The following is a 22,234-nucleotide window of genomic DNA, read 5'->3' as shown; positions in this document are numbered from 1 at the left end:
ACCACCGACCCCACACCGGACTCGGCGGCCAAACCCCATCAGATCGCGTTCACAACCTCACGGGGAACTACACCTAGGCGTCGACGCCGGCGGGAGCGCTGCCGTCGTACTCACAGATCGCCTGCACCTTCGCGGCGCTGGCCGAGGACGTGTCGAACTCGTAGCCGAGCCACTCGCGAGCGAGGCGTCGTGCGAGCTCCACGCCGATGACGCGCTGCCCCATGCAGAGGACCTGGGCGTCGTTCGACAGCACCGAGCGCTCGACGCTGAACGAGTCGTGCGCGGTGACGGCCCGGATCCCGGGCACCTTGTTCGCGCTGATCGCGACGCCGAGGCCGGTGCCGCAGATCAGGATGGCGCGGTCGGCCTCGCCGTTCGCCACCATCCGGGCAGCGTCGACGGCGACGTGCGGGTAGGCGGTGTGCCCGTCCGCGTCCACGCCGACGTCGGTGACATCCGAGACCCGGTCGTCGGCCAGCAGGTCCTGCTTGATGATCTCCTTGTAGTCGAATCCGGCATCGTCCGAGCCGATCACGAGACGGTACGTCATGCGTTCGTTCCTTCCTTCGTTGCGGCACTGTCGGCGAGGACCTCGCCGACACGCGTCAGGATCATCCCCATCGAGGTGGCACCCGCATCGGGTGTCCCCAGGCTCTTCTCCGCGAGCGGTCGGGCGCGTCCGACCTTCGGCGTGAGGTCGGCGGTCTTCGCGGCCTCGTCACGAGCCACCTCCGCGGCGCCCTGCCATGCGGAAGCGAGCGACTGTCCGGCCTCGACCGAGGAACCCAGCGAAGCGACGAACGGCAACAGCGCGTCGAGGAGCGTCTTGTCCCCACGCGATGCCCCGCCGAGGTGCACGATCGAGTCCGCGAAGGCCTGCGCGGCGTCCACGACGTCGGTCGCCTCGTAGACGTCCCGGTCGTCGCCCAGCGAGCGGCCGAAGGCCTCGAGCGCCGCGCCCCACAGGACTCCGGAGGTGCCGCCTGCGAACTCCGCCCACGCATCACCGGCGCGGCCGAGGACGAAGGCGACCCCTGCCTCCTGTCCGACCCGGTCGACCGCCTTGCGGGCGGCACCGATCCCCTTCACCATGCCGCGACCGTGGTCGCCGTCACCGGCGACCGCGTCGATCCGGCCGAGTTCCTCCTCGTGCTCCCGGAGGAGCGCGTCGATCGCCTCGATCGCGCTGCGGACCGTCCGCGCCGCCTGCCTGGAGGCATCGGTCGCCTCCGGCACGACGGTCGCCGCCTCCTCGGCGTCGGCCACCGCCTCGGCCGGCACGAGCGCGCTGACCGGCGCCGCCACCTTGCGGTACGCGGGCGTGTACGCATCGGCGCGCCACAGCGCTTCGAGCTCGTCGTCGAGCCACTGCAGCGTGAGCGAGCAGCCGCCCATGTCGAGGCTCGTCACGAGTTCGCCCACCTCGGGTTCGACGACCTCGATGCCGGCGTCCTGGAGCAATGGGAGCACGCGGCCCCAGAGCAGGAAGAGCTCTTCGTACTTCGTGTCGCCGAGGCCGTTCAGGATCGGCGCGACACGAGAGCCGGCACCGGCGGGGCGGTCGTCGAGCAGCCGCGACACCAGCAGGGACGCGAGCTCGGTCGCGCGGAGGAGCGGGACGTCCTCGATGCCGGGTTCGCCGTGGATGCCGAGTCCGAGGCCGAGGTGCCCGTCCGGCACGGTGAACAGCGGCTCGGTCGCTCCCGGCATGGTGCACCCGGAGAACGCGACCCCGAGCGTGCGGGTCGCCGCGTTGGAGGCGTTCCCGATGCGCTCGACCTCGTCGAGGTCCGCTCCTGCCGCGGCGGCAGCGCCCATCGCCTTGAACACCGAGAAGTCCCCGGCGATCCCGCGGCGCTTCGCCTCCTCGTCGGCGCTCGCGATGTCGTCGGTGACGATCACGATCCGGGTGTCGATGCCCTCCGCGTTCAGCCGCTCGGCGGCGAGCCCGAAGTTCATCGTGTCGCCGGCGTAGTTGCCGAACGACAGCACGACCCCCTTGCCCTGGTCGGCGGCCTTCGCGACCGCGTACACCTGGGCGGTCGACGGCGAGGTGAAGATGTTGCCGACGACGGCGCCGGTGGCGAAGCCGGGGCCGACCACGCCGCAGAACGCGGGGTAGTGGCCGGATCCGCCGCCGACGACGACCGCGACCTGCGGGTCGGCGCCCTCGGTCGGCAGGGCGACGACGCCGCCGTGGACTCCGCGCACCCGGTCGGCGTACAGCGCGAGCCAGCCGGCGAGCTGGTCCTCGGCGAACTCGTCCGGGTCGTCGTGGATCGTGGTCATGTGGTGCTGTCCTTCGTGTGGAGGTGGATGGTGCACCGGGCGACGACGGGACGGCCGCCGTCGCCCGGAACTCAGTGTGCGCTCGTGGCCTGGGACGACGTTCGAGCGTGTGCGCCCGTCTCGCCCTGCGGGACCTTGAGGAAGTGGATCATCACGAACGCGCAGGCGTAGAGGCCGACGAACGTCCAGGTCACGGCCTGGCCGCCACCGCCGAGGGCGAGGACCGCGGCCACGACACCGGTGCCGAGGAACGCCGCGCCGCCGGCAGCCGTGGTGTACATCGCCATCGCGGCGCCCTTGTGCTCCGGTGCGAGCGCCGGCATGATCGCGCCCATCGGGACGAACCCGGCGAGCAGGCAGCCGAACACGCACCCGGCGATGACGGAGAGCACGTAGCCCCAGGTCGAGCCGGCCGGGACGAGCTGCGGGACGTACCACCAGGCGACGAGCCCGATCGCGGAGCCCATGATGCCGAACCACTTGACGGTGCGCTGCCAGCCGATCTTGTCGCCGACCCAGCCGAACAGGGCGTTCACGAGGATGTTCGTCGCGTAGACACACACCGTCATGAGCAGCCACCGGCTCTGCCCCCAGCCGCGCTCGTTCGCGATGACGGCGGGCAGGACGACGAACATGCCGAACTCGGGCGCGGTGTTGATCAGTCGGACGAGGAAGCCCATCAGGATCTTCGGGCGGGTGGCCGTCAGCCGGATGCCGCTCGTCAGCACGCGCCAAGCGCTCTCGCCCTCCGGTGCGATCCGCGAGAACCCGTTCGGCAGCCGGACGCCGAACAGCAGGATCAGGAACCCGATCACGACCAGGCCGATCGAGGCGACCATCGCGCCGGTCTCACCGCTCGTGCCGCCGCCGAACACCGGGATGGCGCCGATCGCGAAGAGCGAGCCGAGGGTCGGCAGGCCGCCGGTGAAGGCGACGTAGAACCAGCCGACGGCCGAGCCGTTGCGCTCCACCGGGGTGGTGATGTTCACCCACACCAGGAAGGCGAAGGCGAACAGCGGGTACCCGAAGCCGCGGATCGCGTAGGTCACTGCGGCGAAGGGCACGCTGCCGAGGCCGAGCGCGATGAGGAACAGCACCTCGAACACCACCCAGACCGCGAACCCGATGATCATCACCTTGCGCGGCCCGATCAGGTCGGCCAGGGCGCCGGAGATGTAGCTGCCGACCAGTGCGGCGAGGCTGTAGAACGTCACGATGGTCGCGACCGTGGCCTCGGGGGAGCCGAGGACCGCGACCATGTGCGGCGTGATGAAGTTCGACTCGACACCGTTCCCGGTCATGAAGACCAGGACGGCGAGGAAGCCGAGGGCGAGCGGGCGCGGGATGCCCATCTTGTCGAGGCGGCCCTCGACCCGGGGTGCGGTGGGCGCGCCGGTGGCACGCTGTGTCGTCGTTGACAAGTGCTTCTCCTGCTGGGTTCGTTCGTTCAGGACATCGACGGGATGATCGAGACCTTGACGCTGGCGCCGGCGGAGTCGCCGACCAGGTCGAGGGCCTCCTGGAACCGCTCGAGCGGGAACTGGTGCGTGCAGATCTCCGACATCGGCAGGGTCTCGGTCTCGAGCAGCTTGATCGCGGCCGGCCAGGTGTGCGGACCGAGGTGAGCGCCGCGGACGTCGAGCTCCTTGTCGTCGGAGATGATCGACCAGTCGACGGAGACGTTGTCCTTGAAGACCGAGTACTCGACGAACGTGCCGAGCTTGCGGAGCAGGTTCAGGCCCTGCGGCACCGCGGACGGGTGGCCGGTCGCCTCGATGTAGACGTCGGCGCCGTAGCCGTCGGTGAGTTCCTTGACGCGGGCGACGGCGTCCTCTTCGGCGATGTTGATCGTCAGGTCGGCGCCGACCTTGCGGGCGAGCTCGAGCTTGGCCTCGACGACGTCGAGCGCGATGATACGGAGCGGGTTCTTCTGGCGGGCACCGGCGATGGCGGACAGGCCGATCGGGCCGGCGCCGGCGATCACGACGGTGTCGCCGAACTTGATGTCGCCGCGCTCGACGGCGTGGAAGGCGCACGAGAGCGGTTCGGCGAAGGCGGCGACCTGGCCGGGCAGGGCGTGCGACACCGGGTGCGTCAGGGCCTTGGCGGGGACGAGGACGTACTCGGCCATCGCGCCGTCGTAGCCCTTGAAGCCGAACATGTCGTGCACGTTGCACATCCAGTACGCGCCCTCGAGGCAGTACCGGCACTCCCAACACGGCACGATCTGCTCGCAGGCGATGCGGTCGCCGATGGAGACCTTGCGCTTGGCGAGCGTCTCGTCGTCGCCGGAGACGATCGTGCCGACGAACTCGTGCCCGGGGATGCGGTCCCGCTCGGCCCACGCCGGGCGGTTCTCGTCGCCCCAGAACTTCGCGGCGCCGTGGTAGCACTTCAGGTCGCTCGCGCAGATGCCGACCGCGTCGGTGCGGAGCAGGAGCTCCCCGGGGCCCGGTGTCGGCACGGGGCGGGTCTCGAGGCGGTAGTCGCCTGGGCCGTGGACGACGACGGCACGCATCGTCGTCGGGATGGTCGTGTCGGCCGTGGTGCTGGCCGTGGTCTGCGTCGTCGTCGACATCAGCTGCTCCTTCGTTGGGTCGCTTCGGCGTCGACTGTACACCTCTCGGAACGTTTGTCCAGAACACAATTTCTGTTACGTTCGGTGCGGCGGCACCGCAGCCGCACCGTGATCGCAAGGGAGCGCACCATGACCACCGACTTCGCCGCCGCACTCCGTCCCGGGCCGGACACCATCGACCTGACGAACGACTTCACGGGTCGCACGGCGATCGTCACCGGGGGCGCATCGGGGATCGGCAACGCCATCGCCAGGGCGCTCGCGGAACGCGGTGCCCGCGTCGCGATCGTCGACGTCCGGGCGGACGGCGCCGCCGATGCTGCCGCTGCACTGACGGGAGACCACCACGGCGGCTTCGGGTGCGACGTCACCGACGAGACCTCCGTCGCACGCACGATCGCCGACGTCGTCGACCACTTCGGGCGCATCGACGTCCTCGTGAACTGCGCCGGGATCGTCGCGCTCGCCCCGGCCGAGGACCTCGAGCCGGGGGCGTGGGCGAAGACCATCGACGTCAACCTCACCGGCACCTACCGGGTCGCCCAGGCTGCTGGGCGTCACATGCTCGCCGCCGGGTACGGCCGCATCGTGAACATCGCCTCGCAGGCCGCGCACGTCGGTATCGACGGGCACGCCGCGTACTGCGCGTCGAAGGCCGGGGTCATCGGCATGACCCGCGTGCTCGCGCTCGAGTGGGGCGGGCGAGGTGTCACCGTGAACACCGTGTCGCCGACCGTCGTGCTCACCGACCTCGGCAAGGCTGCCTGGGCGAACGAGAACGGCATCAGGCACCAGGACGAGATCCCGACCGGACGCTTCGCGACCCCGGACGAGATCGCCGCGGCCGTGCTGTTCCTCGCCGGGGAGTCGAGCGCGATGGTGAACGGCGCCGACCTCCGTGTGGACGGCGGGTTCACGATCCGGTGACCCGCGCCGGGACTACGATCACGGTGTCCGTCCGCGACGCCGCACACGTGGTCGGCGTCCGCCCCGAGGGAAGGTCCCGCTCCATGTCCGCCGAGTCATCTCCCACGGACGCCGGGCGCAGCCGCTTCCCGCTCGACACGGTGTACCAGGCCGCACGGATGTACTACCTCGAGGACGCCACGCAGGTCGAGATCGCCTCGCGCCTCGGTGTCTCCCGGCCGACGGTCTCCCGCCTGGTCGCCGAGGCCAGGCGCGCGGGACTCGTCCGCATCGAGGTCGTCGACCCGTTCCAGGACGAGACCGTCGCGCTCGCCGAACGGCTCCAGGTGGTGCTCGGGCTCCGGGCCGTCCACCTCGCCGCGGTGACGCACACGGCGACGCTCGGTGCCGACCTCGCCGCCCCGCTCGCGGCTGCCGTCGACGGGATGGCACTCGTCCCTGGCGACGCCGTCCTGATGTCGTCCGGTCGCACGGTCTACGACGTCGCCCATGTCGGCATGCCCCCGCTCGCCGGTGTGCAGCTCGTCCCGACGGTTGGTGGTCAGGCGGACCCGATGCCGTGGTTCCAGACGAACGAGATCACCCGGACCGCGGCCGAGCGCTCCGGCGCGATCCCGGCCTTCCTGTTCGCGCAGGCGCTGCCGTCCGAGGCGATGCGTGCCTCCCTCGACGAGGACCCGGCGTTCCAACACGTCATCGGGCTGTGGAGCCGGGCGAAGGGCGCCATCCTCGGCATCGGCGCACCGACGCCGACCCGAGACGCGCTCGCGCGGGGCGTCCCGGTCGAGGACCAGGCCTTCGACCGGGCGGCCGGTGACGTCTGCCTGAACTTCTACGCGCCGGACGGGTCGGCGATCGAGTTCCCCGGGAGCGACCGGATGGTCCGGACGTCGCGCGAGGTGCTCGCCGCGGTCCCGCACGCCGTGGGCATGGCGGTCGGGGAGTCGAAGGTGCCGAGCATCATCGGCGCCGTCCGCGGTGGCCTGGTCAACGAGCTGGTGACGGACGCGGCGACGGCGCGCGCCCTGCTCGACGCGCTCGCCTGAACCACGCACCGGACGGGAGGCTCGTGGCGGCCCCGCCACGAGCCTCCCGTCCGCCCTGGACGCGCGTTCGCACCCATCGCACCCGCGCTGGGCGGCGGAAACGCGCGTAGGAGGGCGGAAAAACCGACCTCCTACGCGCGATTCGACCTCCTACGCGCGATCGCGCCGCACGTCCCAGAGGTGGTGCACCGGGTCGTGTGCGTAGTACGTCGCGAGGCTCGCGACCGTGAACGCACTCCCGTCGGACCGCAGCCCCGTGCGGGAGAGCTGGTCGTCCTGGACGTCGTCGAACGCCCGCGCCGCACGGTGTGCGGCCTCGCCGAGCTCCCGCGCCACGACCGTCGGGTCCTGCTCGCCGTAGCGGTCCTCCTCGGCGGTGGCGTCCTGGTCCCAGTTCGGGAAGGTCGGGGCGTCCTCGGCGAGCATGAGCTCCAGCCGTTCGGTCATCTTCCGGTGCACGTCGCGGACGTGGGCGCCGTACTCGAGCGGTGACCAGGTGTGGTCGTCCGGGCGGTCACGGACGCCGTCCCGCGCGAGTTCCGCGGGCCAGCCGGTGGCGTTTGCCTCGATGATCCCCGGCACGTCGCGGATCGTCACCGTGCTGCCGTCGTAGCCGCACTCGGGGCACGCGGCCTCGATGACCCAGGTCCAGTTCTTCGTGTCCGGTTCGATCGCCATGACGCGATGTTATGACCTCGTTACTCAGGTCTCCGCTTCCCCATGGACACAGGGGAGCGGCGTGACCCCCAACCGGGTGACACGCCGTTGCCTGTGAATCACCGGCCAATGACATTTCGGTCGCTCGGTAACGTTCGACGCCGTTCACGACCGGTTGCCCGAACCGATCGAGCCCGGCGAACCGGCCGGGCGATGACCCGAGGAGAAGTGCATGGGTTCCGACCCCAGTAGTACCCCCACCCGACCGCGTCGGCGGCTCCGCCAGAGCGACGTCACGGTGGTCGACAAGAGCATGATGCGCAAGGCCGTCGGCGGCATGGTCGTCGGCAACACGATGGAGTGGTACGACGTCGGTGTCTACGGCTACCTCGCCGTGACGATGGGGCGGGTCTTCCTGCCGACCGCTGAACCTGCGGTCCAGATCCTGTTCAGTCTCGGTGTCTTCGCCGCGACGTACATCGCCCGGCCCCTCGGGGGGATCGTCTTCGGACGCCTCGGCGACAAGGTCGGGCGGCAGAAGGTCCTCGCGACCACGCTGATCATGATGGCCGCGTCGACGTTCCTCATCGGAGCGCTCCCGGACTACGCCCTGATCGGTGCCGCTGCACCCGTGCTGCTCGTGGTGCTCAAGCTGCTGCAGGGCTTCTCGACCGGTGGTGAGTACGCCGGTGCCACGACCTTCATCACCGAGTACGCACCAGATCGTCGTCGCGGGTTCTTCGCGAGCTTCCTCGACTTCGGGAGCTACATGGGCTTCGCGCTCGGCGCGGCGGTCGTCTCCGTGCTCCAGGTCTCGCTCGGTGAGGAGACCATGACCGCGTGGGGTTGGCGTCTGCCGTTCCTCCTCGCCGGTGTGATCGGCACCGTCGCGATCTACTTCCGCCTGCGCATCGAGGAGTCGCCCGTGTTCCAGGCGACCCAGGCCGCGCAGGCTGCTGCGACCGACGCGATCGCGGAAGCCCAGGGCCGCCCGCGCAACGTCTTCGTGATGGTCAAGGAGCACTGGCGTCCGATCGTCATCGCCGTGATGCTCGTCGCGGCGTCGAACACCGTCGGCTACGCGCTGACCTCGTACATGCCGACGTACCTCACCGACTCGCTCGGGTACTCCGCGCTCGACGGCACGCTGCTCACGATCCCCGTGCTCGTGCTCCTCGCCGTGATGCTCCCGCTGACCGGCAAGCTGTCCGACAAGCTCGGCCGCCGCGTCGTGATGTGGATCGGTGCGGCGACGACGGTCGTGCTCGTCATCCCGGCGTTCATGCTCATCGGGCACGGCGCGCAGTGGTCGACGCTGCTCGGTCTCGGGCTGCTCGCGCTGATGACGGCGCTGTGGGTGTCGAACCAGGCTGCGTCGCTCCCGGCACTCTTCCCGACGAACACCCGCTACGGCGGCATGGGGTTCGCGTACAACATCGCGATCGCGGTGTTCGGTGGGACGACGCCGCTCATCGTGCAGGCGCTCCTGACGTGGACCGGCGACGAGCTGGCACCGGCGTACTTCCTGATGGCGATGAGTGTCATCGGCGCGGTCGGAGTGTTCTGCATGAAGGAGTCCTCGCGGCGCCCGCTGCCCGGGTCGATGCCGGCCGTGGAGTCCGACGACGAGGCCCGCGAGCTCGTGCTCACCCAGGACACGAACCCGAACCTCGACCTCGGCGACCTGCCGTTCGCGGCGGAGGACGCCGCCCGCGAGGCGCGCGAGCGCGAGCCGGCCGCCGCGCGCTGAGCGCGCGCTGGCGCGTCGCGCGCTTGGCCGATCGCGCCCGGGTACGGACATCGCGCCCCGTGGCGACGGGGCGCGATGTCCGGAGCGGAGTGCGATCCGAGCGCGACCACCGACGGGAGGCACGGTGCGAGTCCGACTCGCACCGTGCCTCCCGTCGGTGCGTGCGTCGCTCCGTCGTTCCGTCGTTCCGAGTCGGTGCCGGCCGGGGGAGGGGAGCACAGCACGCGCGGCGTTCCCCTCAGTCGCGCCCGTGCTCGTGGTCGAGCGCCGGCCACGCGGGGAACGGATCCGCCCATGTCCGCCAGAGGTCCGGCCCCGCGAGCAGCTCGTCCGGCGTGAGCAGCGCCCCGTCCAGTGCGCGCTCGATGCCGGGGACGTCGAGCCGCTCCCCGACGAACCAGATCGCCTGCCCGATCGGGGCGTCCTCGTCCCACGACGGGTTCGCCGTGGGATCGAGCGCGAGCATCGCCCCGAAGCTCGCCCACGACCCGACGTGGTCCGGGCGTGATGCCAGGCGGAAGAACCCCCGGGAACGCAGCACCCGGCCGTTCACCCCGGCGGCGAGGTCGTCCTCGATCACGGACGCCAGCCGCCCGGGGTGGAACGGCAGCGGCTCCCGGTAGCGCAGCGTGACGAGGTCGTCCCGCGTGCCCCGCCCGAGGTCCGCCCCGCTCGACAGCGCCCGCATCCACCCGGCTCCCGTCGCGAGGAGCCGCGCAGCACCCCCGTTCGACGCCGGCAGGTCAGCGGCGGAGTGCACCCGGTCGAGTGCCACGATCACGGCGTGCGGCGCCATCCGGTGCAGCAGCGCCACCAGTGCACGACGTCGACGCCCGGTCAGCCCCGCGAACCGGTCCAGGGCGATCACGGTCGAGTACTCGACGAGTGCGGCGACCCGGTCGGCGGCCACGAACGCGTCGTCCACGTCGGACCACAGCAGGTGTGCGACGTCGTCGGCGCGGAGCACGGCCACGGCGTGCCGGAGGACCCGGTCGTCGCCGTGCTCGCTCCTCGCGGCGTTCGCGAGGAGCATCCCCACCGCACGGGTGTCCGCGCCCGGGGCGAGGGTCACGACGAGGTCGTGATCGGCATCGGGGCCGCAGACCCGGTCGAGTTGGTCGGTCCTCGCAGCGATCGCCCGTGCCGCCGCGAAGGCGCTCCCGGTGACGTGCATCCGGTGCCCCCGCTGCCTGCCCGCTGCACCGGACGGCGTCGTCAGTCGGGCGGCGACGCGGTCGGCGTCGACCTCGTGGAGGGCGGACACGAGCGTGATGACGGCTGGTCGCATGTCGGCTAATGTACATGAAAACCGTTATCAACAAGGAGGTCACTCGTGAAGGTCCGCAACTCGCTCAAGGCGCTCAAGAAGATCCCCGGCTCGCAGGTCGTCCGTCGCCGCGGCCGGGTCTACGTCATCAACAAGCAGAACCCGCGGTGGAACACGCGACAGGGCTGACCACCGGGGTTCCGTAGGGTGGCAGCATGCGATTGCTGCTCATCCGACACGGCCAGACCCCCGCGAACGTGAACGGCGTCCTCGATGCCGAGGTCCCCGGGCCCGGGCTGACGGAGCTCGGGCAGCAGCAGGCCGCCGCGCTGCCGGAGGCCCTGGCGGACCGGGGCATCGAGAAGCTCTTCGTGTCGAGCATGATCCGGACGCACGTCACCGCGGCGCCGCTGGCCGCATCGCTCGGGATCGACCCCGTGGTGCTCCCCGGCCTCCGTGAGATCGAGGCCGGCGACCTGCAGGGTGCGCGCGACGAGACCTCCGTCCAGCGCTACCTCGCCGCTTGCTACGCGTGGGCGTCGGGTGAGCGCGAGGCCCGGATGCCAGGAGCCGAGACCGGTGAGGACTTCTTCGACCGCTACGACGACGCGATCCGGCAGATCGAGGACACCGGGGTCGCCGTCGCCGCGGCGTTCAGCCACGGCGCGGCGATCCGGATCTGGTCGGCCGTGACGGCGCAGAACACCCCGAACGACCTCGGTGCGAGCCGGCACCTGGAGAACACCGGTGTCGTCGAGCTCGAGGGCTCCACCGCCGACGGCTGGCGACTGGTCGACTGGGCGGGCGAGCCGATGGGCGGCGACGACCTCGTCGACCGGACCGCGCAGGATCCGACCGGCGAGCGGTTCTGAACCCGGCCACGGACAGGAAGGAGGCTCGGTGCCAGCTGGCACCGAGCCTCCAGTCCGTCTGTGGTGGCGTCTACGCGCGTGCCGGCGCCGCCGTCAGCGGCACGATGACACCGTGCGACTCGCGCAGGACGTCGAGGGTGCGCTGGACCTCGTCCGCACGCTCCTCCGTCGTCCAACCGAGCACCCCGGCGAGCACGTCCGCGAGCTCGTCGAGCAGGTCGATCGTGACGCCACCGACGAACGCGAGGTTGGTGCGGCGGAGCACCACGTCGACCAGGTGCACGGCGTGCTCGTGCTCGGCGAAGTACGCGACCTCGGCCCGGGTGAGGGCCGGGTCGGACTCGAGCGGCTCGACCGGGCCGTCGGTGAGGACGTCCACGACCTCGGCCGCGCGGGTGCCGTAGCGCTCGAGCAGCCCCTCGACCAGGTGCTCGTCGAGCCCGTCGCGGTGCGACTTGATCCACAGTGCACGCTGGGCGTCCGTGGTCGGGAACTCCTTGCCGCCACCGATCGCCATGCCGGTCGTGTCGACCTTGCGGGCGACACCGAGCTTCGTGGTGGCCTCGGTCGACAGGTGCGCGGCGAGGGCGCGGAAGGTCGTCCACTTGCCGCCGACGAGCGACAGCACGGTGCTCTTCGGGAGACCGGCGATCGGGGTGTCCACGATCCGGTAGTCACGCGACACGAACCCGGGGGCGGTGTCCTCGTGGCGGGGGAGCGGGCGGATGCCGGAGTAGCTGTAGACGATGTGGTCGCGCGTGACCTCGATCTGCGGGAACACGTGCTTGACGAGCCCGAAGAAGTAGTCGATCTCCTCGTCCGTCGTCGTGACCGGCTTCGAGGGGTCGGCGTCGATGTCCGTCGTGCCGATGAGCACCCGGCCCTTGAGCGGGTAGATCAGCACGATGCGGCCGTCGTCGTTCTCGAAGAACAGCTCACGGCCCTTCGTGGCCTCGAGCAGCTCGTCGTTGTGCACGACGATGTGGGAGCCCTTCGTGCCGCCCATGAACGTCGTGTCGCCGCCGAACGCGCCGTTCGTCAGGTCGGTCCAGGGGCCAGAGGCGTTGATCACGACGTCGGCGGAGAACACGAACTCGTCGCCGGTCTCGCGGTCGCGCAGCACGACGCCGCCGTCGCGGGTGCCGGCTGCCTCGACGTAGTTGGTCGCACGGGCGGTCGCGGCGGAACCGGTCCCTGTGCCTGCGGCCAGGCCGTCCTTGAGCACGTCGAGCGCCAGGCGCTCCGGCTCGTGGACGGAGGCGTCGTAGTAGGTCCCGGTGTACTTCAGGTCCTTGTTGAGCGCCGGCATGTCCTCGAGCGCTGCCTTCTTGGTGCGGAAGACGTGCTTCGGGACGGAGCCGCCGTCACGCGAGAAGGAGTCGTAGATCGTCATGCCGATCTTGATGAGCATCGCGCCACGCTCCTTGGTGGAGCGCTGCTTGTGCGTCAGCATCCGCAGCGGGGCGTTCATGATGCCGGAGAACGTCGAGAAGATCGGCATCGTCGTCTGCAGCGGCTTGACGTAGTGCGGGGCGATGCGGATCAGCCCGTTGCGCTCCTGCACGCTCTCGCGCACCAGGCGGAACTCGCCGTTCTCGAGGTAGCGGATGCCACCGTGGATCATGTGGCTCGACGCCGCAGAGGCGCCGGAGGCGTAGTCGCCGCGCTCGACGAGCGCGACGTCGACGCCCTGCAGGGCGAGGTCGCGGAAGGTGGCGATGCCGTTGATGCCGCCACCGACGATGAGGACCTGTGCGTTCGGGCGCTCGGTGAGCGATGTCACCGTGCGTCGGGGCTGCGTCGTCTTCGACATGTGCGTACGCGTCGCTTTCTGGGGTCGGTTCCTGGGTTCGAGTTCGATCGTGCGCCTTCGTGAACGGTCGGGCAACTTGCGTGCACGAACGTGCAGAACACCTGTGGTCCGGCCCGGAACGGGGGACGGGAGGCTCGGCCGGGCTTGCAGACGCCGTGCACGTCCGTGCATGGTTGGCTCCATGAGCGATGCCGCCCAACCGATGCGCACCCAGCAGGCGCTGCGCGCCGCGCACCTGTACTACCTGCAGGACCTGACGATGGACGCCATCGCCGACGAGCTCGGCACATCGCGCTCGTCGGTGTCCCGGTTGCTCAAGCACGCCAGGGACACCGGGCTCGTCGACATCCAGATCCGCTCGCCGCTCGACCAGGCCGCCGCGCTCAGCCGGAACATCCGTGCACGGTTCGGAGTGCACGCGCACGTGGTCCCGGTGCCGGACCACACGAGCGACGTGGACCGGCTCGAGCGGGTCGCGCTGTCCGCGGCGCGGATCCTGACGCAGTACATCGAGTCGAACATGGTGATCGGGCTGTCGTGGGGCTCGACGGTGAGCGCCGTCAGCCGGTACCTCGTGCCGAAGACCACCCATGGCTCCACCGTCGTGCAGGTGAACGGCGCGGCGAACACGCGCACCACCGGCATCGTCTACGCGTCGGAGATCCTCCGGCGCTTCGGCGAGGCGTACGGCGCGCTCGTGCAGCAGTTCCCCGTCCCGGCGTTCTTCGACGACCCGGCGACGAAGGAGGCCCTGTTCCGCGAGCGCTCGATCCGGCGCGTGCTCGACCTGCACGAGCGGATGGACGTCGTCGTGTTCGGTGTCGGTGCGCCGCAGGCCCCGGTTCCCTCGCACGTGTACTCCGGCGGGTACCTGGACCCGGCCGACCGCGAGGAACTGACGAAGGCGAAGGTCGTCGGGGACGTCTCGACCGTGTTCTACCGCGCCGACGGGTCGTGGCGGGACATCGGGGTGAACGCCCGCGCCGGCGGCCCGGACCTCGACACCATCAAACGGGCTCCGCGGCGCATCTGCGTGGTGGCGGGACGCGGCAAGGCGGCGTCGCTCAAGGGCGCCCTCGCGGCCGGGCTCATCACGGACCTGATCCTCGACGAGAGCATCGGACAGGCCATCCTGCAGCCCTGACGATCCGCCGATGTCGGTGGTCCGGCGTACCGTCATCGCCATGGATGACCGCCAGGGTTCTCGGTGGTTCCGGCGGCTCGCCGGCACCGACGTCGATGACGCGATCGCGTTCTTCTCGGTCGACTACGACCTCCGCACGCCGACGGTCCGTCGCACGTCGCCGAAGACCAAGTGGGACTTCGCCGGGGTGGGGGATCAGCGGATGTCCCTGCGGACGACACGGTTCGGCGTCGACCTGCGGTGCGAGAGCTTCGTCGCGGACGAGTTCATCGTCGCGTGGGTCCGTGGCGGGACGAGCACGATGACGACCGGCGGCGAGAGCGTCGACCTCGAACCAGGGGTCCCCGTGGTCCTGCCGACGGAGACCGCGTACGAACTCCACCAGCGGGACATCGCACTGAGCATGGTGCACCTCGACCGGGCCTTCGTGACCGGACTGACCGGCGACCCCGCGTTCACGTTCGAGCCGCTCCGCGCGCCGTCGGCAGAGGGCATGCGGCTGTGGCGGTCGATCGTGCAACAGCACTCGTCGACCTGGCTCGACATGGAGCAGGACCTCGACGACATCGCCCGGCGGGACATCGCCGAGGCGTTCTCGGTCGCGGCGCTCCGGGCGTTCCCGCAGCGGGCGACCTGGCGGGCGACGGTCGCCGGCAACGGTCCGGAGCACGAGCGACTCCGCCGTGCGCTCGAGTACGTGCACGCGCACGCCAACGAACCCATCGGCACCTCGGAGATCGCCGACGCGGCCGGACTCAGCCCGCGTGGGCTGCAGCAGTCCCTGCGTCGCCACCTCGACCAGACCCCGGGCGAGCTTCTCCGGGAAGTCCGACTCGAAGGCGCGCACAACGACCTCCGCCGCGCCGACCGCGACGAGCTCTCCGTCGCCGAGATCGCCAGGTCGTGGGGCTTCGGCCACCTCGGCCGGTTCTCGGCCGCGTACCGGACACGCTTCGGGGAGCTTCCGAGCGAGTCGCTCCGCAGCCGCGGCTGACAGCACCGCAGCGTCCCGGCTCGGTAGCGTTGGCCGCATGGACACCGTCGTCACCCGACTCCGATCCGCCCTCGACGACCCGGACGGGCTGATCGTGCGGGACGACGCCGACGCACTGGACGCCACGAGGACGGACAAGTCCGGCTGGGTCGCGTCCGGCCGCCCGGCAGCACTCGTCGAGGCCCGCACCGTCGCGCACGTGCAGGCGACGCTCCGCACGTGCAACGACCTCGGGGTGGGCGTCGTCCCTCGAGGCGCGGGCACCGGGCTCGCCGGTGGGGCGAACGGCACGGACGGGTCGGCGGTGCTGAGCGTCGCGCTGATGGACCGCATCGTCGAGGTCTCGGCCGACGACGAGCTCGCGGTCGTGGAGCCCGGCGTGCTGAACGGTGCCCTGAACGCCGCGGTCCTGCCACTCGGGCTCCGGTTCGCGCCCGACCCCGCCAGCGCGGCCATCTCGAGCGTCGGTGGGAACATCGCCACGAACGCCGGGGGCCTGCGCTGCGTGAAGTACGGCGTGACGCGCGAGGCCGTCCTCGGGCTCGACGTCGTGCTCGCGGACGGGCGCCTGGTCTCCACCGGGCACCGCACCGTGAAGGGCGTCACCGGGCTCGACCTCACCGCGCTCATGGTCGGCTCCGAGGGCACCCTCGGGGTGATCGTCGGGGCTACCGTCCGGCTGGTCCCGGTGCCGTCGGGGAAGCCCGCGACGCTCGGTGCGGTCTTCCCGGACGTCCGAGCTGCGGCAGCCGCGGCAGCCGACGTCGTGCACGGGTCGGAACGGCCGTCGACCGTCGAACTGCTCGACGCCGCCGCGCTCGCCGGGATCGCGGCGTACCTGGGACCGGACGTCATCGCCGAGTCCGTGGGAGCGGTCCCCGCCGGCGGGGCGTTCCTGCTCGTCGAGTTCGACGGCGTGGGCGCAGCGGAGGCGGCGCGCGGAGCCGAGCCGGTCCTCCAGGCCGCCGGCGGAACCGTCCGCCGGGCGGTCGACGGCGACGAACGCGAGCGCCTGCTGACGATCCGCCGGTCGTTCCACGCGGCCATGGAAGCCCGCGGACAGGTGCTCATCGAAGACGTCGCGGTCCCGCGCAGCCGACTCGCGGACATGTTCGACCGGGTGGCGGCGATCGGGCACGAGCACGGCGTCGCGATCCCGACCGTCGCCCACGCGGGGGACGGCAACCTGCACCCGAACTTCGTGTTCGACGGGGACGAGGTGCCGCAGCACGTCTGGGACGCGGCCGATGCGCTGTTCCGAGCGGCGATCGAGCTCGGCGGCACGTTGACCGGGGAGCACGGAGTCGGCGTCCTGAAGCGACGGTGGATCGGGGACGAGCTCGGCGACGACCTGGTGACGCTGCAACGGGGGATCCGGCGCGTGTTCGATCCGAACGGGATCCTCAACCCGGGCAAGGTGCTCTGACGCCGAATTCGGTGACACCGATTCGCTCCTGATCATCCGGATGTTCGGGTGTAACACGACGGACACGCGCGAGTGGCTGGATGGTGCTCGACCGAGCCACATCGCCCACGAAGGAGTCCGCCATGCTGATCGGCGTCCCCACCGAGATCAAGAACAACGAGTTCCGTGTCGCCGCCACCCCGGCCGGCGTCGCCGAACTCACGATGCACGGGCACGAGGTCCTCGTGCAGGCCGGAGCCGGGACCGGGTCGTCGTTCCCGGACGAGGAGTACGCCGCAGCCGGGGCCACCATCGTCCCCACTGCCGACGACGTGTGGTCGCGGGCCGAGCTGGTGCTGAAGGTCAAGGAGCCCGTCGCGTCCGAGTACGCGTCGATCCGACCCGGGCAGGTGCTCTTCACCTACCTCCACCTCGCCGCTGACCGGCCGCTCACCGACGCCCTCGTGGCTTCGGGTACGACGGCCATCGCGTACGAGACCGTTCAGTTGCCCGACCGGTCGCTGCCGCTGCTGTCCCCGATGTCGGAGATCGCCGGACGCCTGTCCGCCCAGGTGGGCGCGAACCACCTGATGGCGGCGCACGGCGGCCGCGGGCTGCTGCTCGGCGGCGTCCCCGGCACGCCGAAGGGCCGCGTCGTCGTGATCGGCGGCGGCGTCGCCGGCGAGCACGCCGCGACGATCGCCCTCGGGATGGGTGCAGACGTCACCGTGTTCGACATCAGCCTGCCGCGACTCCGTGCGCTCGACGCCCGGTTCGACGGACGCATCACGACGCTCCGCTCGTCCACTCACGCGATCGCGACGGCGCTGCAGGACGCGGACCTCGTCATCGGGTCGGTGCTCATCCCCGGGGCCTCGGCACCGAAGCTCGTGACCGACGCCATGGTCGCGGACATGCGCCCGGGATCGGTGCTCGTCGACATCGCGATCGACCAGGGCGGCTGCTTCGAGGGCTCGCACCCGACGACGCACGACGACCCGACGTTCCGCGTGCACGACGCTGTGTACTACTGCGTGGCGAACATGCCGGGGGCCGTCCCGCGCACGTCGACGATCGCGCTGACGAACGCGACGCTGCCCTACGCCCTGGCGATCGCGAACCAGGGTTGGGCGGCGGCGCTCGAGTCCGACGCCGCCCTGGCGAAGGGCCTCAACGTGCACGCCGGCCGCGTCACGAACGACGCAGTGGCCGCTGCCCACGGCTTGGTCGCGTCCGCCGCCTGACGGAGATTGGTCCGCACGACCTCACGCGCTGAGCGACACTTCGCGGGCATCGTGCCGCGTGAAGTGTCGCTCAGCGCAAAAGTTGATCGAGCGCGGGCTACGCGGCGCGCGCGGACCGGGCGGCGGACCAGCCCGCGCGGGTGCGCACGGCGAGGGTGACCACCACGGCGACGACGACGGCGACGAGCGCAGCGACCGCGGTGGGCACCGACACCAGCGGGCCGTCGAGTCGTGCGACCGCGACCCATGCCAGGCCCCAGCCCAGCGAGACCGTCGGAGCGAGGCGCCCGCGGCCGGTCACGGCCAGCAGGACCCCGACCGCGCCGGCGACGAGTGCCACGACGACACCCCAGACGTCCTGCGACAGGCCGAAGCCCCGGAAGCCAGCGGCCGTCAGCACCGCTGCCGTGTTCGCCGCCGTCGCGACGCACACCCAGCCGAGGTAGAGGCCGAACGTGCCGTCGGTGACGATCGCCTCGACCGTGCCGGACGGACGCGTGCGCCGCAGGACCACGAACGTCCACGCGAGCACCGCGAGCAGGGCGACGATGATCGGCTCGCTCAGCCACAGCAGCCCGAACTGCACGGACAGGATCCACGCGGCGTTGAGCAGCAGGGACAGTGTCGCGGGCACGGCGAGGCGGTCGTGGCGGGCCTCGTCGCCACGGCGCGGCAGGAACTGCCAGACCGCGAAGGCGATGAGTCCGACGTAGATGACGCTCCAGATGCCGAACGCGGGTCCGGCCGGCGCGATGGCCGTCGACGACGCCGAGAGGGCTCCGCCGGCAGCGTCCTGGATGGGGGTTCCCCCTGCCGCGCCTGACCCGATGAACGAGCCGACCACGGCGATGACGGCACTCGCCGCGATCGCGATCTTCCGGAACCACCGCATGACTCATCCCTTCGTCAGCATGCTGATGACCTGCACGGTAGGCGGTCGCGACGCCACGGTGCGCAGGTGCCGTTCAGCGGATGGGGGACGTGCGTAGGTTGGGCACGTGACCGTCGAGCTCAACACCGCCTACATCGACCGCATCGCACCCATCGCGAGTCCGACGCTCGACGACTCCTTCCGGATGATGGAGGAACAGGACGCCAGCGCATGCATCGTCCTGTACCAGCCCGATGCCGAGGAACTCGGGGACGTCGCGGTGGCGCTCGGGCTGCACGAGCTCGCGGTGGAGGACTCCGCCGAGGGGCACCAGCGGCCGAAGCTCGAGCGGTACGGCTCGACCCTGTTCGCGGTGTTGAAGCCCGCGCTCTACAACGACCAGCTGGAGGAGGTCGAGTTCGGCGAGGTGCACGCCTTCGTCGGCGAGCAGTTCTTCCTGGCCGTCGTGAAGGCCGATCCACGTGGCCGGAACGTCGTGCCGCGGGCGCTGCAGCGGATGAGCGGCAAGCCCGGACTCGTGACGGCGGGACCGCAGGCGCAGCTCTGGGCGCTCATGGACTCGATCGTGGACGACTACATCCCGGTGATCGAGGGCCTCGAGGAAGACATCAACCAGATCGAGGACCAGCTCTTCGCCGGTGTTCCAGGGGTGTCCCGACGCATCTACGAGCTGTTCGGCGAGGTGGTCGACTTCCAACGGGCCGCGCGTCCGCTGGTCCACATGATCGAGAACATCCACCGCGGCGCCGAGAAGTACCACCTGCCGGTCGAGATGCAGCGACGCTTCCGCGACGTCCTCGACCACGCCATCAGGACCATCGAGCGCATCGACACCTTCCGGCAGCTCCTGCAGAACGCCCTGACGGTGGACGCCACCCTGGCTGCGCAGAAGCAGAACGACGACACGAAGAAGATCTCCGGGTGGGCCGCCATCCTGTTCGCGCCGACCCTCATCGCGGCCATCTACGGCATGAACTTCACGCACATGCCCGAGCTCTCGTGGACGTGGGGGTACCCGCTGTCGATCGTCGCGATGGTGGCCTTCGCCGCGATCCTCTTCGTGGTCTTCAAGGTGAAGCGCTGGTTCTGACGAGTCCCTCTGACATACTTGCGGAACAAAAGTAACGCTGATCTGGAGCTCCGATGACGCACTCCCTCGTCCACCTGTCCACCGCCGGGGTCTCCCTCGTGCTCGACTGCACCGAAGGGCGCCTGCCGTCGGTGGTGCACTGGGGTGTGGCCCTGGGGGAGCAGTCCACCGCGGACCTGCAGGCCCTCGTCGAGGCCGGGCGGGAGCCGGTCGTGTCGAACGCCGTCGACGAGCCGATCCGCCTGGCGATCCTGCCGGAGCCGCACGCCGGGTGGTCGGGCAAGCCCGGCGTCAGCGGCCACCGGGACGGCCACGACTGGTCGCCGAGGTTCACGACGACGAGCATCGACGTGATCGGCGAAGCCCACGACACACTGCCGAGCAAGGACGGCGAGCCCGCACGCATCGACGCCGGCCCGGCCATGGTCGTCGTCGAGGCCGCTGACGAGCACGCCGGCCTCGCCGCGCGCCTCGAGATCGAGCTCCTCGCATCCGGGCTGATCCGCGCCCGCGCAGCAGTCACGAACACCGGCGACACCAACGACGACGAGCGCCCGTACACCGTCGACGACCTCACGGTCGCTCTCCCGATCCCGACCAGGGCTCGCGAGATCCTGGACTTCGCCGGCCGCTGGGGCAAGGAGCGCACCCCGCAGCGCAGCGAACTCGTCGTCGGCATCCACGAGCGCGAGGGCCGCAAGGGCCGCACGGGCGCCGACGCCGCCACGGTCCTGAGCGTCGGCGTGCCCGGTTTCGGCTTCGCGCGTGGCGAGGTCTGGGGCGTCCACACCGCGTGGAGTGGCAACCACCGTCACCACGCCGAGCGCCTGTTCAACGGCAACCAGGTGATCGGCGGCGGCGAACTCCTGCTGCCGGGCGAGGTCCGCCTCGGCACGGGCGAGACGTACCAGGGCCCGTGGGTCTACGGCGCCTACGCGGACGGCCTCGACGCCCAGGCCCGCCGGTTCCACGACCACCTGCGGAGTCGCCCGCAGCACCCGACGAGCCCCCGCCCGATGACGATCAACGTCTGGGAGGCGGTGTACTTCGACCACGACCTCGCACGCCTCGAGGACCTCGCGGACCGCTCCGCCCGGCTCGGCGTCGAGCGCTTCGTCCTCGACGACGGCTGGTTCCGCCACCGCCGCAACGACTTCGCGGGCCTGGGGGACTGGTTCGTCGACGACGACGTGTGGCCCGACGGTCTGACCCCGCTCGTCGACCACGTGCGGGCCGCCGGCATGCAGTTCGGCCTGTGGTTCGAGCCCGAGATGATCAACGAGGACAGCGACCTCGCCCGGGAGCACCCGGAGTGGATCATGCAGGCCGACGGTCGCCTGCCGATCCGGTCCCGGCACCAGCAGGTCCTCAACCTCGCGATCCCGGAGGCGTACGAGTACGTGCTCGACCGGATGACGGCGATCGTCGACGAGTACCGGGTCGACTACGTCAAGTGGGACCACAACCGCGACCTGGTGGAGGCCGGGCACCGCGACGGCGGCGCGGCCGTGCACGAGCAGACCCTCGCCGCGTACCGGCTGATGGCCGCGCTCAAGGACCGGTTCCCGGGCTTCGAGATCGAGTCGTGCTCGTCCGGCGGTGCGCGCGTCGACCTGGGCGTCATCGAGCACACCGACCGCGTCTGGGTCTCGGACTGCATCGACCCGCTGGAGCGCCAGCAGATGAACCGCTGGACGATGCAGCTCCTGCCGCCGGAGCTGCTCGGCTCGCACATCGCCAGTGGCGTGAACCACACCACGGGGCGCTGGCACGACCTGTCGTTCCGCGCGGGGACGGCGCTCTTCGGGCACCTCGGCATCGAGTGGGACCTGTCGAAGGCGACCGAGGCCGAGGAGCGTGACCTCGCCGAGTGGATCGCCCTCTATAAGGACACCCGTGCGCTCCTGCACGGCGGCGACCTGGTGCGCGTGGACCAGGTCGACGACACCCTGAACGTCTACGGCACGGTCGCACCCGACCGGAAGCAGGCGATGTTCTTCCTGGCGTCGCTCACGGCACCCGAGGTCAGTCTCCGCGGCCGCATCACCTTCCGCGACCTCGACCCGGACACCCGGTACCGCGTCGACCCGGTGCTCATCGGCAGCGGCGCCGACGGTGTCCGCGCGCCCGTCTGGTGGGAGGGGGAGCGCGTCTTCACCGGACGGGTCCTCGAGACGGTGGGGCTGGAAGCCCCGTCCACGTACGCGGAGCGGGTCGTCCCGTTCCGGCTCACCGCGCTCTGATCGCGCGTTGCTGACGGACGGGA

Annotated in this window: 19 protein-coding genes; 11 read left to right on the top strand and 8 right to left on the bottom strand. The window is 70.8% G+C overall.

Going from position 1 to position 22,234, the window contains the following annotated elements:
* Positions 1 to 73: 73 nt before the first annotated feature.
* The 4 genes from ACO0E1_RS12025 to ACO0E1_RS12010 form a co-directional block, all read right to left on the bottom strand.
* Entirely contained in the window at positions 74 to 550 is a 477-nt protein-coding gene (locus ACO0E1_RS12025) for a ribose-5-phosphate isomerase (RefSeq protein ID WP_422874395.1), read from the bottom strand.
* Positions 547 to 2,289, bottom strand: a complete 1,743-nt coding sequence (locus tag ACO0E1_RS12020; protein ID WP_422874394.1) for a dihydroxyacetone kinase family protein — start codon at positions 2,287 to 2,289, stop codon at positions 547 to 549. The genes ACO0E1_RS12025 and ACO0E1_RS12020 overlap by 4 nt, the downstream gene beginning before the upstream one ends.
* A gap of 71 nt (positions 2,290 to 2,360) precedes the next feature.
* Positions 2,361 to 3,710: an MFS transporter gene (locus tag ACO0E1_RS12015; protein ID WP_422874393.1), complete on the bottom strand. Its 1,350-nt coding sequence runs from the start codon at positions 3,708 to 3,710 to the stop codon at positions 2,361 to 2,363.
* A gap of 26 nt (positions 3,711 to 3,736) precedes the next feature.
* The gene (locus ACO0E1_RS12010) at positions 3,737 to 4,867 is read right to left on the bottom strand and encodes a zinc-binding dehydrogenase (protein ID WP_422874392.1); all 1,131 of its coding nucleotides are present in this window, start codon (positions 4,865 to 4,867) and stop codon (positions 3,737 to 3,739) included.
* Between the two features lie 129 nt (positions 4,868 to 4,996).
* Between ACO0E1_RS12010 and ACO0E1_RS12005 the strand changes: the two genes are divergently transcribed.
* Both ACO0E1_RS12005 and ACO0E1_RS12000 read left to right on the top strand, forming a co-directional pair.
* Entirely contained in the window at positions 4,997 to 5,794 is a 798-nt protein-coding gene (locus tag ACO0E1_RS12005) for a GolD/DthD family dehydrogenase (RefSeq protein ID WP_422874391.1), read from the top strand.
* Positions 5,795 to 5,877: 83 nt separating this feature from the next.
* Positions 5,878 to 6,840: a sugar-binding transcriptional regulator gene (locus ACO0E1_RS12000; protein WP_422874390.1), complete on the top strand. Its 963-nt coding sequence runs from the start codon at positions 5,878 to 5,880 to the stop codon at positions 6,838 to 6,840.
* Positions 6,841 to 6,990: 150 nt separating this feature from the next.
* Here ACO0E1_RS12000 and ACO0E1_RS11995 read toward each other — a convergent pair whose 3' ends face one another.
* Positions 6,991 to 7,518 (bottom strand): DinB family protein, encoded by a 528-nt coding sequence (locus tag ACO0E1_RS11995; protein ID WP_422874389.1) that lies wholly within the window; start codon positions 7,516 to 7,518, stop codon positions 6,991 to 6,993.
* Between the two features lie 211 nt (positions 7,519 to 7,729).
* Between ACO0E1_RS11995 and ACO0E1_RS11990 the strand changes: the two genes are divergently transcribed.
* Positions 7,730 to 9,247, top strand: a complete 1,518-nt coding sequence (locus ACO0E1_RS11990) for an MFS transporter (RefSeq protein WP_422874388.1) — start codon at positions 7,730 to 7,732, stop codon at positions 9,245 to 9,247.
* 238 nt (positions 9,248 to 9,485) lie between these two features.
* Here ACO0E1_RS11990 and ACO0E1_RS11985 read toward each other — a convergent pair whose 3' ends face one another.
* Positions 9,486 to 10,535 (bottom strand): CobW C-terminal domain-containing protein, encoded by a 1,050-nt coding sequence (locus ACO0E1_RS11985; RefSeq protein WP_422874387.1) that lies wholly within the window; start codon positions 10,533 to 10,535, stop codon positions 9,486 to 9,488.
* A 45-nt stretch (positions 10,536 to 10,580) separates the two neighbouring features.
* Here ACO0E1_RS11985 and ykgO point away from each other — a divergent pair, with 45 nt between their 5' ends.
* Complete coding sequence (gene ykgO / locus ACO0E1_RS11980) at positions 10,581 to 10,703, top strand: type B 50S ribosomal protein L36 (protein WP_022905672.1); 123 nt, start codon at positions 10,581 to 10,583, stop codon at positions 10,701 to 10,703.
* Positions 10,704 to 10,729: 26 nt separating this feature from the next.
* Complete coding sequence (locus ACO0E1_RS11975; RefSeq protein WP_413601348.1) at positions 10,730 to 11,386, top strand: histidine phosphatase family protein; 657 nt, start codon at positions 10,730 to 10,732, stop codon at positions 11,384 to 11,386.
* Positions 11,387 to 11,456: 70 nt separating this feature from the next.
* Here ACO0E1_RS11975 and ACO0E1_RS11970 read toward each other — a convergent pair whose 3' ends face one another.
* Entirely contained in the window at positions 11,457 to 13,199 is a 1,743-nt protein-coding gene (locus ACO0E1_RS11970; protein ID WP_422874386.1) for a glycerol-3-phosphate dehydrogenase/oxidase, read from the bottom strand.
* A gap of 181 nt (positions 13,200 to 13,380) precedes the next feature.
* Between ACO0E1_RS11970 and ACO0E1_RS11965 the strand changes: the two genes are divergently transcribed.
* The 4 genes from ACO0E1_RS11965 (at position 13,381) to ald (ending at position 17,986) form a co-directional block, all read left to right on the top strand.
* Positions 13,381 to 14,343: a sugar-binding transcriptional regulator gene (locus ACO0E1_RS11965; RefSeq protein ID WP_413601350.1), complete on the top strand. Its 963-nt coding sequence runs from the start codon at positions 13,381 to 13,383 to the stop codon at positions 14,341 to 14,343.
* Between the two features lie 40 nt (positions 14,344 to 14,383).
* Positions 14,384 to 15,337: a helix-turn-helix domain-containing protein gene (locus ACO0E1_RS11960; RefSeq protein WP_422874385.1), complete on the top strand. Its 954-nt coding sequence runs from the start codon at positions 14,384 to 14,386 to the stop codon at positions 15,335 to 15,337.
* 37 nt (positions 15,338 to 15,374) lie between these two features.
* Complete coding sequence (locus ACO0E1_RS11955) at positions 15,375 to 16,763, top strand: FAD-binding oxidoreductase (RefSeq protein ID WP_422874384.1); 1,389 nt, start codon at positions 15,375 to 15,377, stop codon at positions 16,761 to 16,763.
* Between the two features lie 122 nt (positions 16,764 to 16,885).
* The gene (gene ald, locus ACO0E1_RS11950) at positions 16,886 to 17,986 is read left to right on the top strand and encodes an alanine dehydrogenase (RefSeq protein ID WP_422874383.1); all 1,101 of its coding nucleotides are present in this window, start codon (positions 16,886 to 16,888) and stop codon (positions 17,984 to 17,986) included.
* A gap of 97 nt (positions 17,987 to 18,083) precedes the next feature.
* On the opposite strand, the gene ACO0E1_RS11945 is transcribed toward ald, so the two are convergent.
* Positions 18,084 to 18,878 (bottom strand): TspO/MBR family protein, encoded by a 795-nt coding sequence (locus tag ACO0E1_RS11945; RefSeq protein ID WP_422874382.1) that lies wholly within the window; start codon positions 18,876 to 18,878, stop codon positions 18,084 to 18,086.
* A gap of 106 nt (positions 18,879 to 18,984) precedes the next feature.
* On the opposite strand from ACO0E1_RS11945, the gene ACO0E1_RS11940 reads away from it, so the two are divergent.
* Both ACO0E1_RS11940 and ACO0E1_RS11935 read left to right on the top strand, forming a co-directional pair.
* Positions 18,985 to 19,968 (top strand): magnesium and cobalt transport protein CorA, encoded by a 984-nt coding sequence (locus ACO0E1_RS11940; protein ID WP_422874381.1) that lies wholly within the window; start codon positions 18,985 to 18,987, stop codon positions 19,966 to 19,968.
* Positions 19,969 to 20,021: 53 nt separating this feature from the next.
* On the top strand, positions 20,022 to 22,211 hold the full coding sequence (locus ACO0E1_RS11935; protein ID WP_422874380.1) for an alpha-galactosidase: 2,190 nt from the start codon (positions 20,022 to 20,024) through the stop codon (positions 22,209 to 22,211).
* The last annotated feature ends 23 nt before the right edge of the window (positions 22,212 to 22,234 follow it).

Origin of the sequence: Curtobacterium guangdongense (assembly GCF_049341845.1) — a bacterium.
Taxonomy (GTDB): domain Bacteria; phylum Actinomycetota; class Actinomycetes; order Actinomycetales; family Microbacteriaceae; genus Curtobacterium; species Curtobacterium guangdongense.
This window is presented reverse-complemented; position numbering and strand designations above follow the sequence as displayed.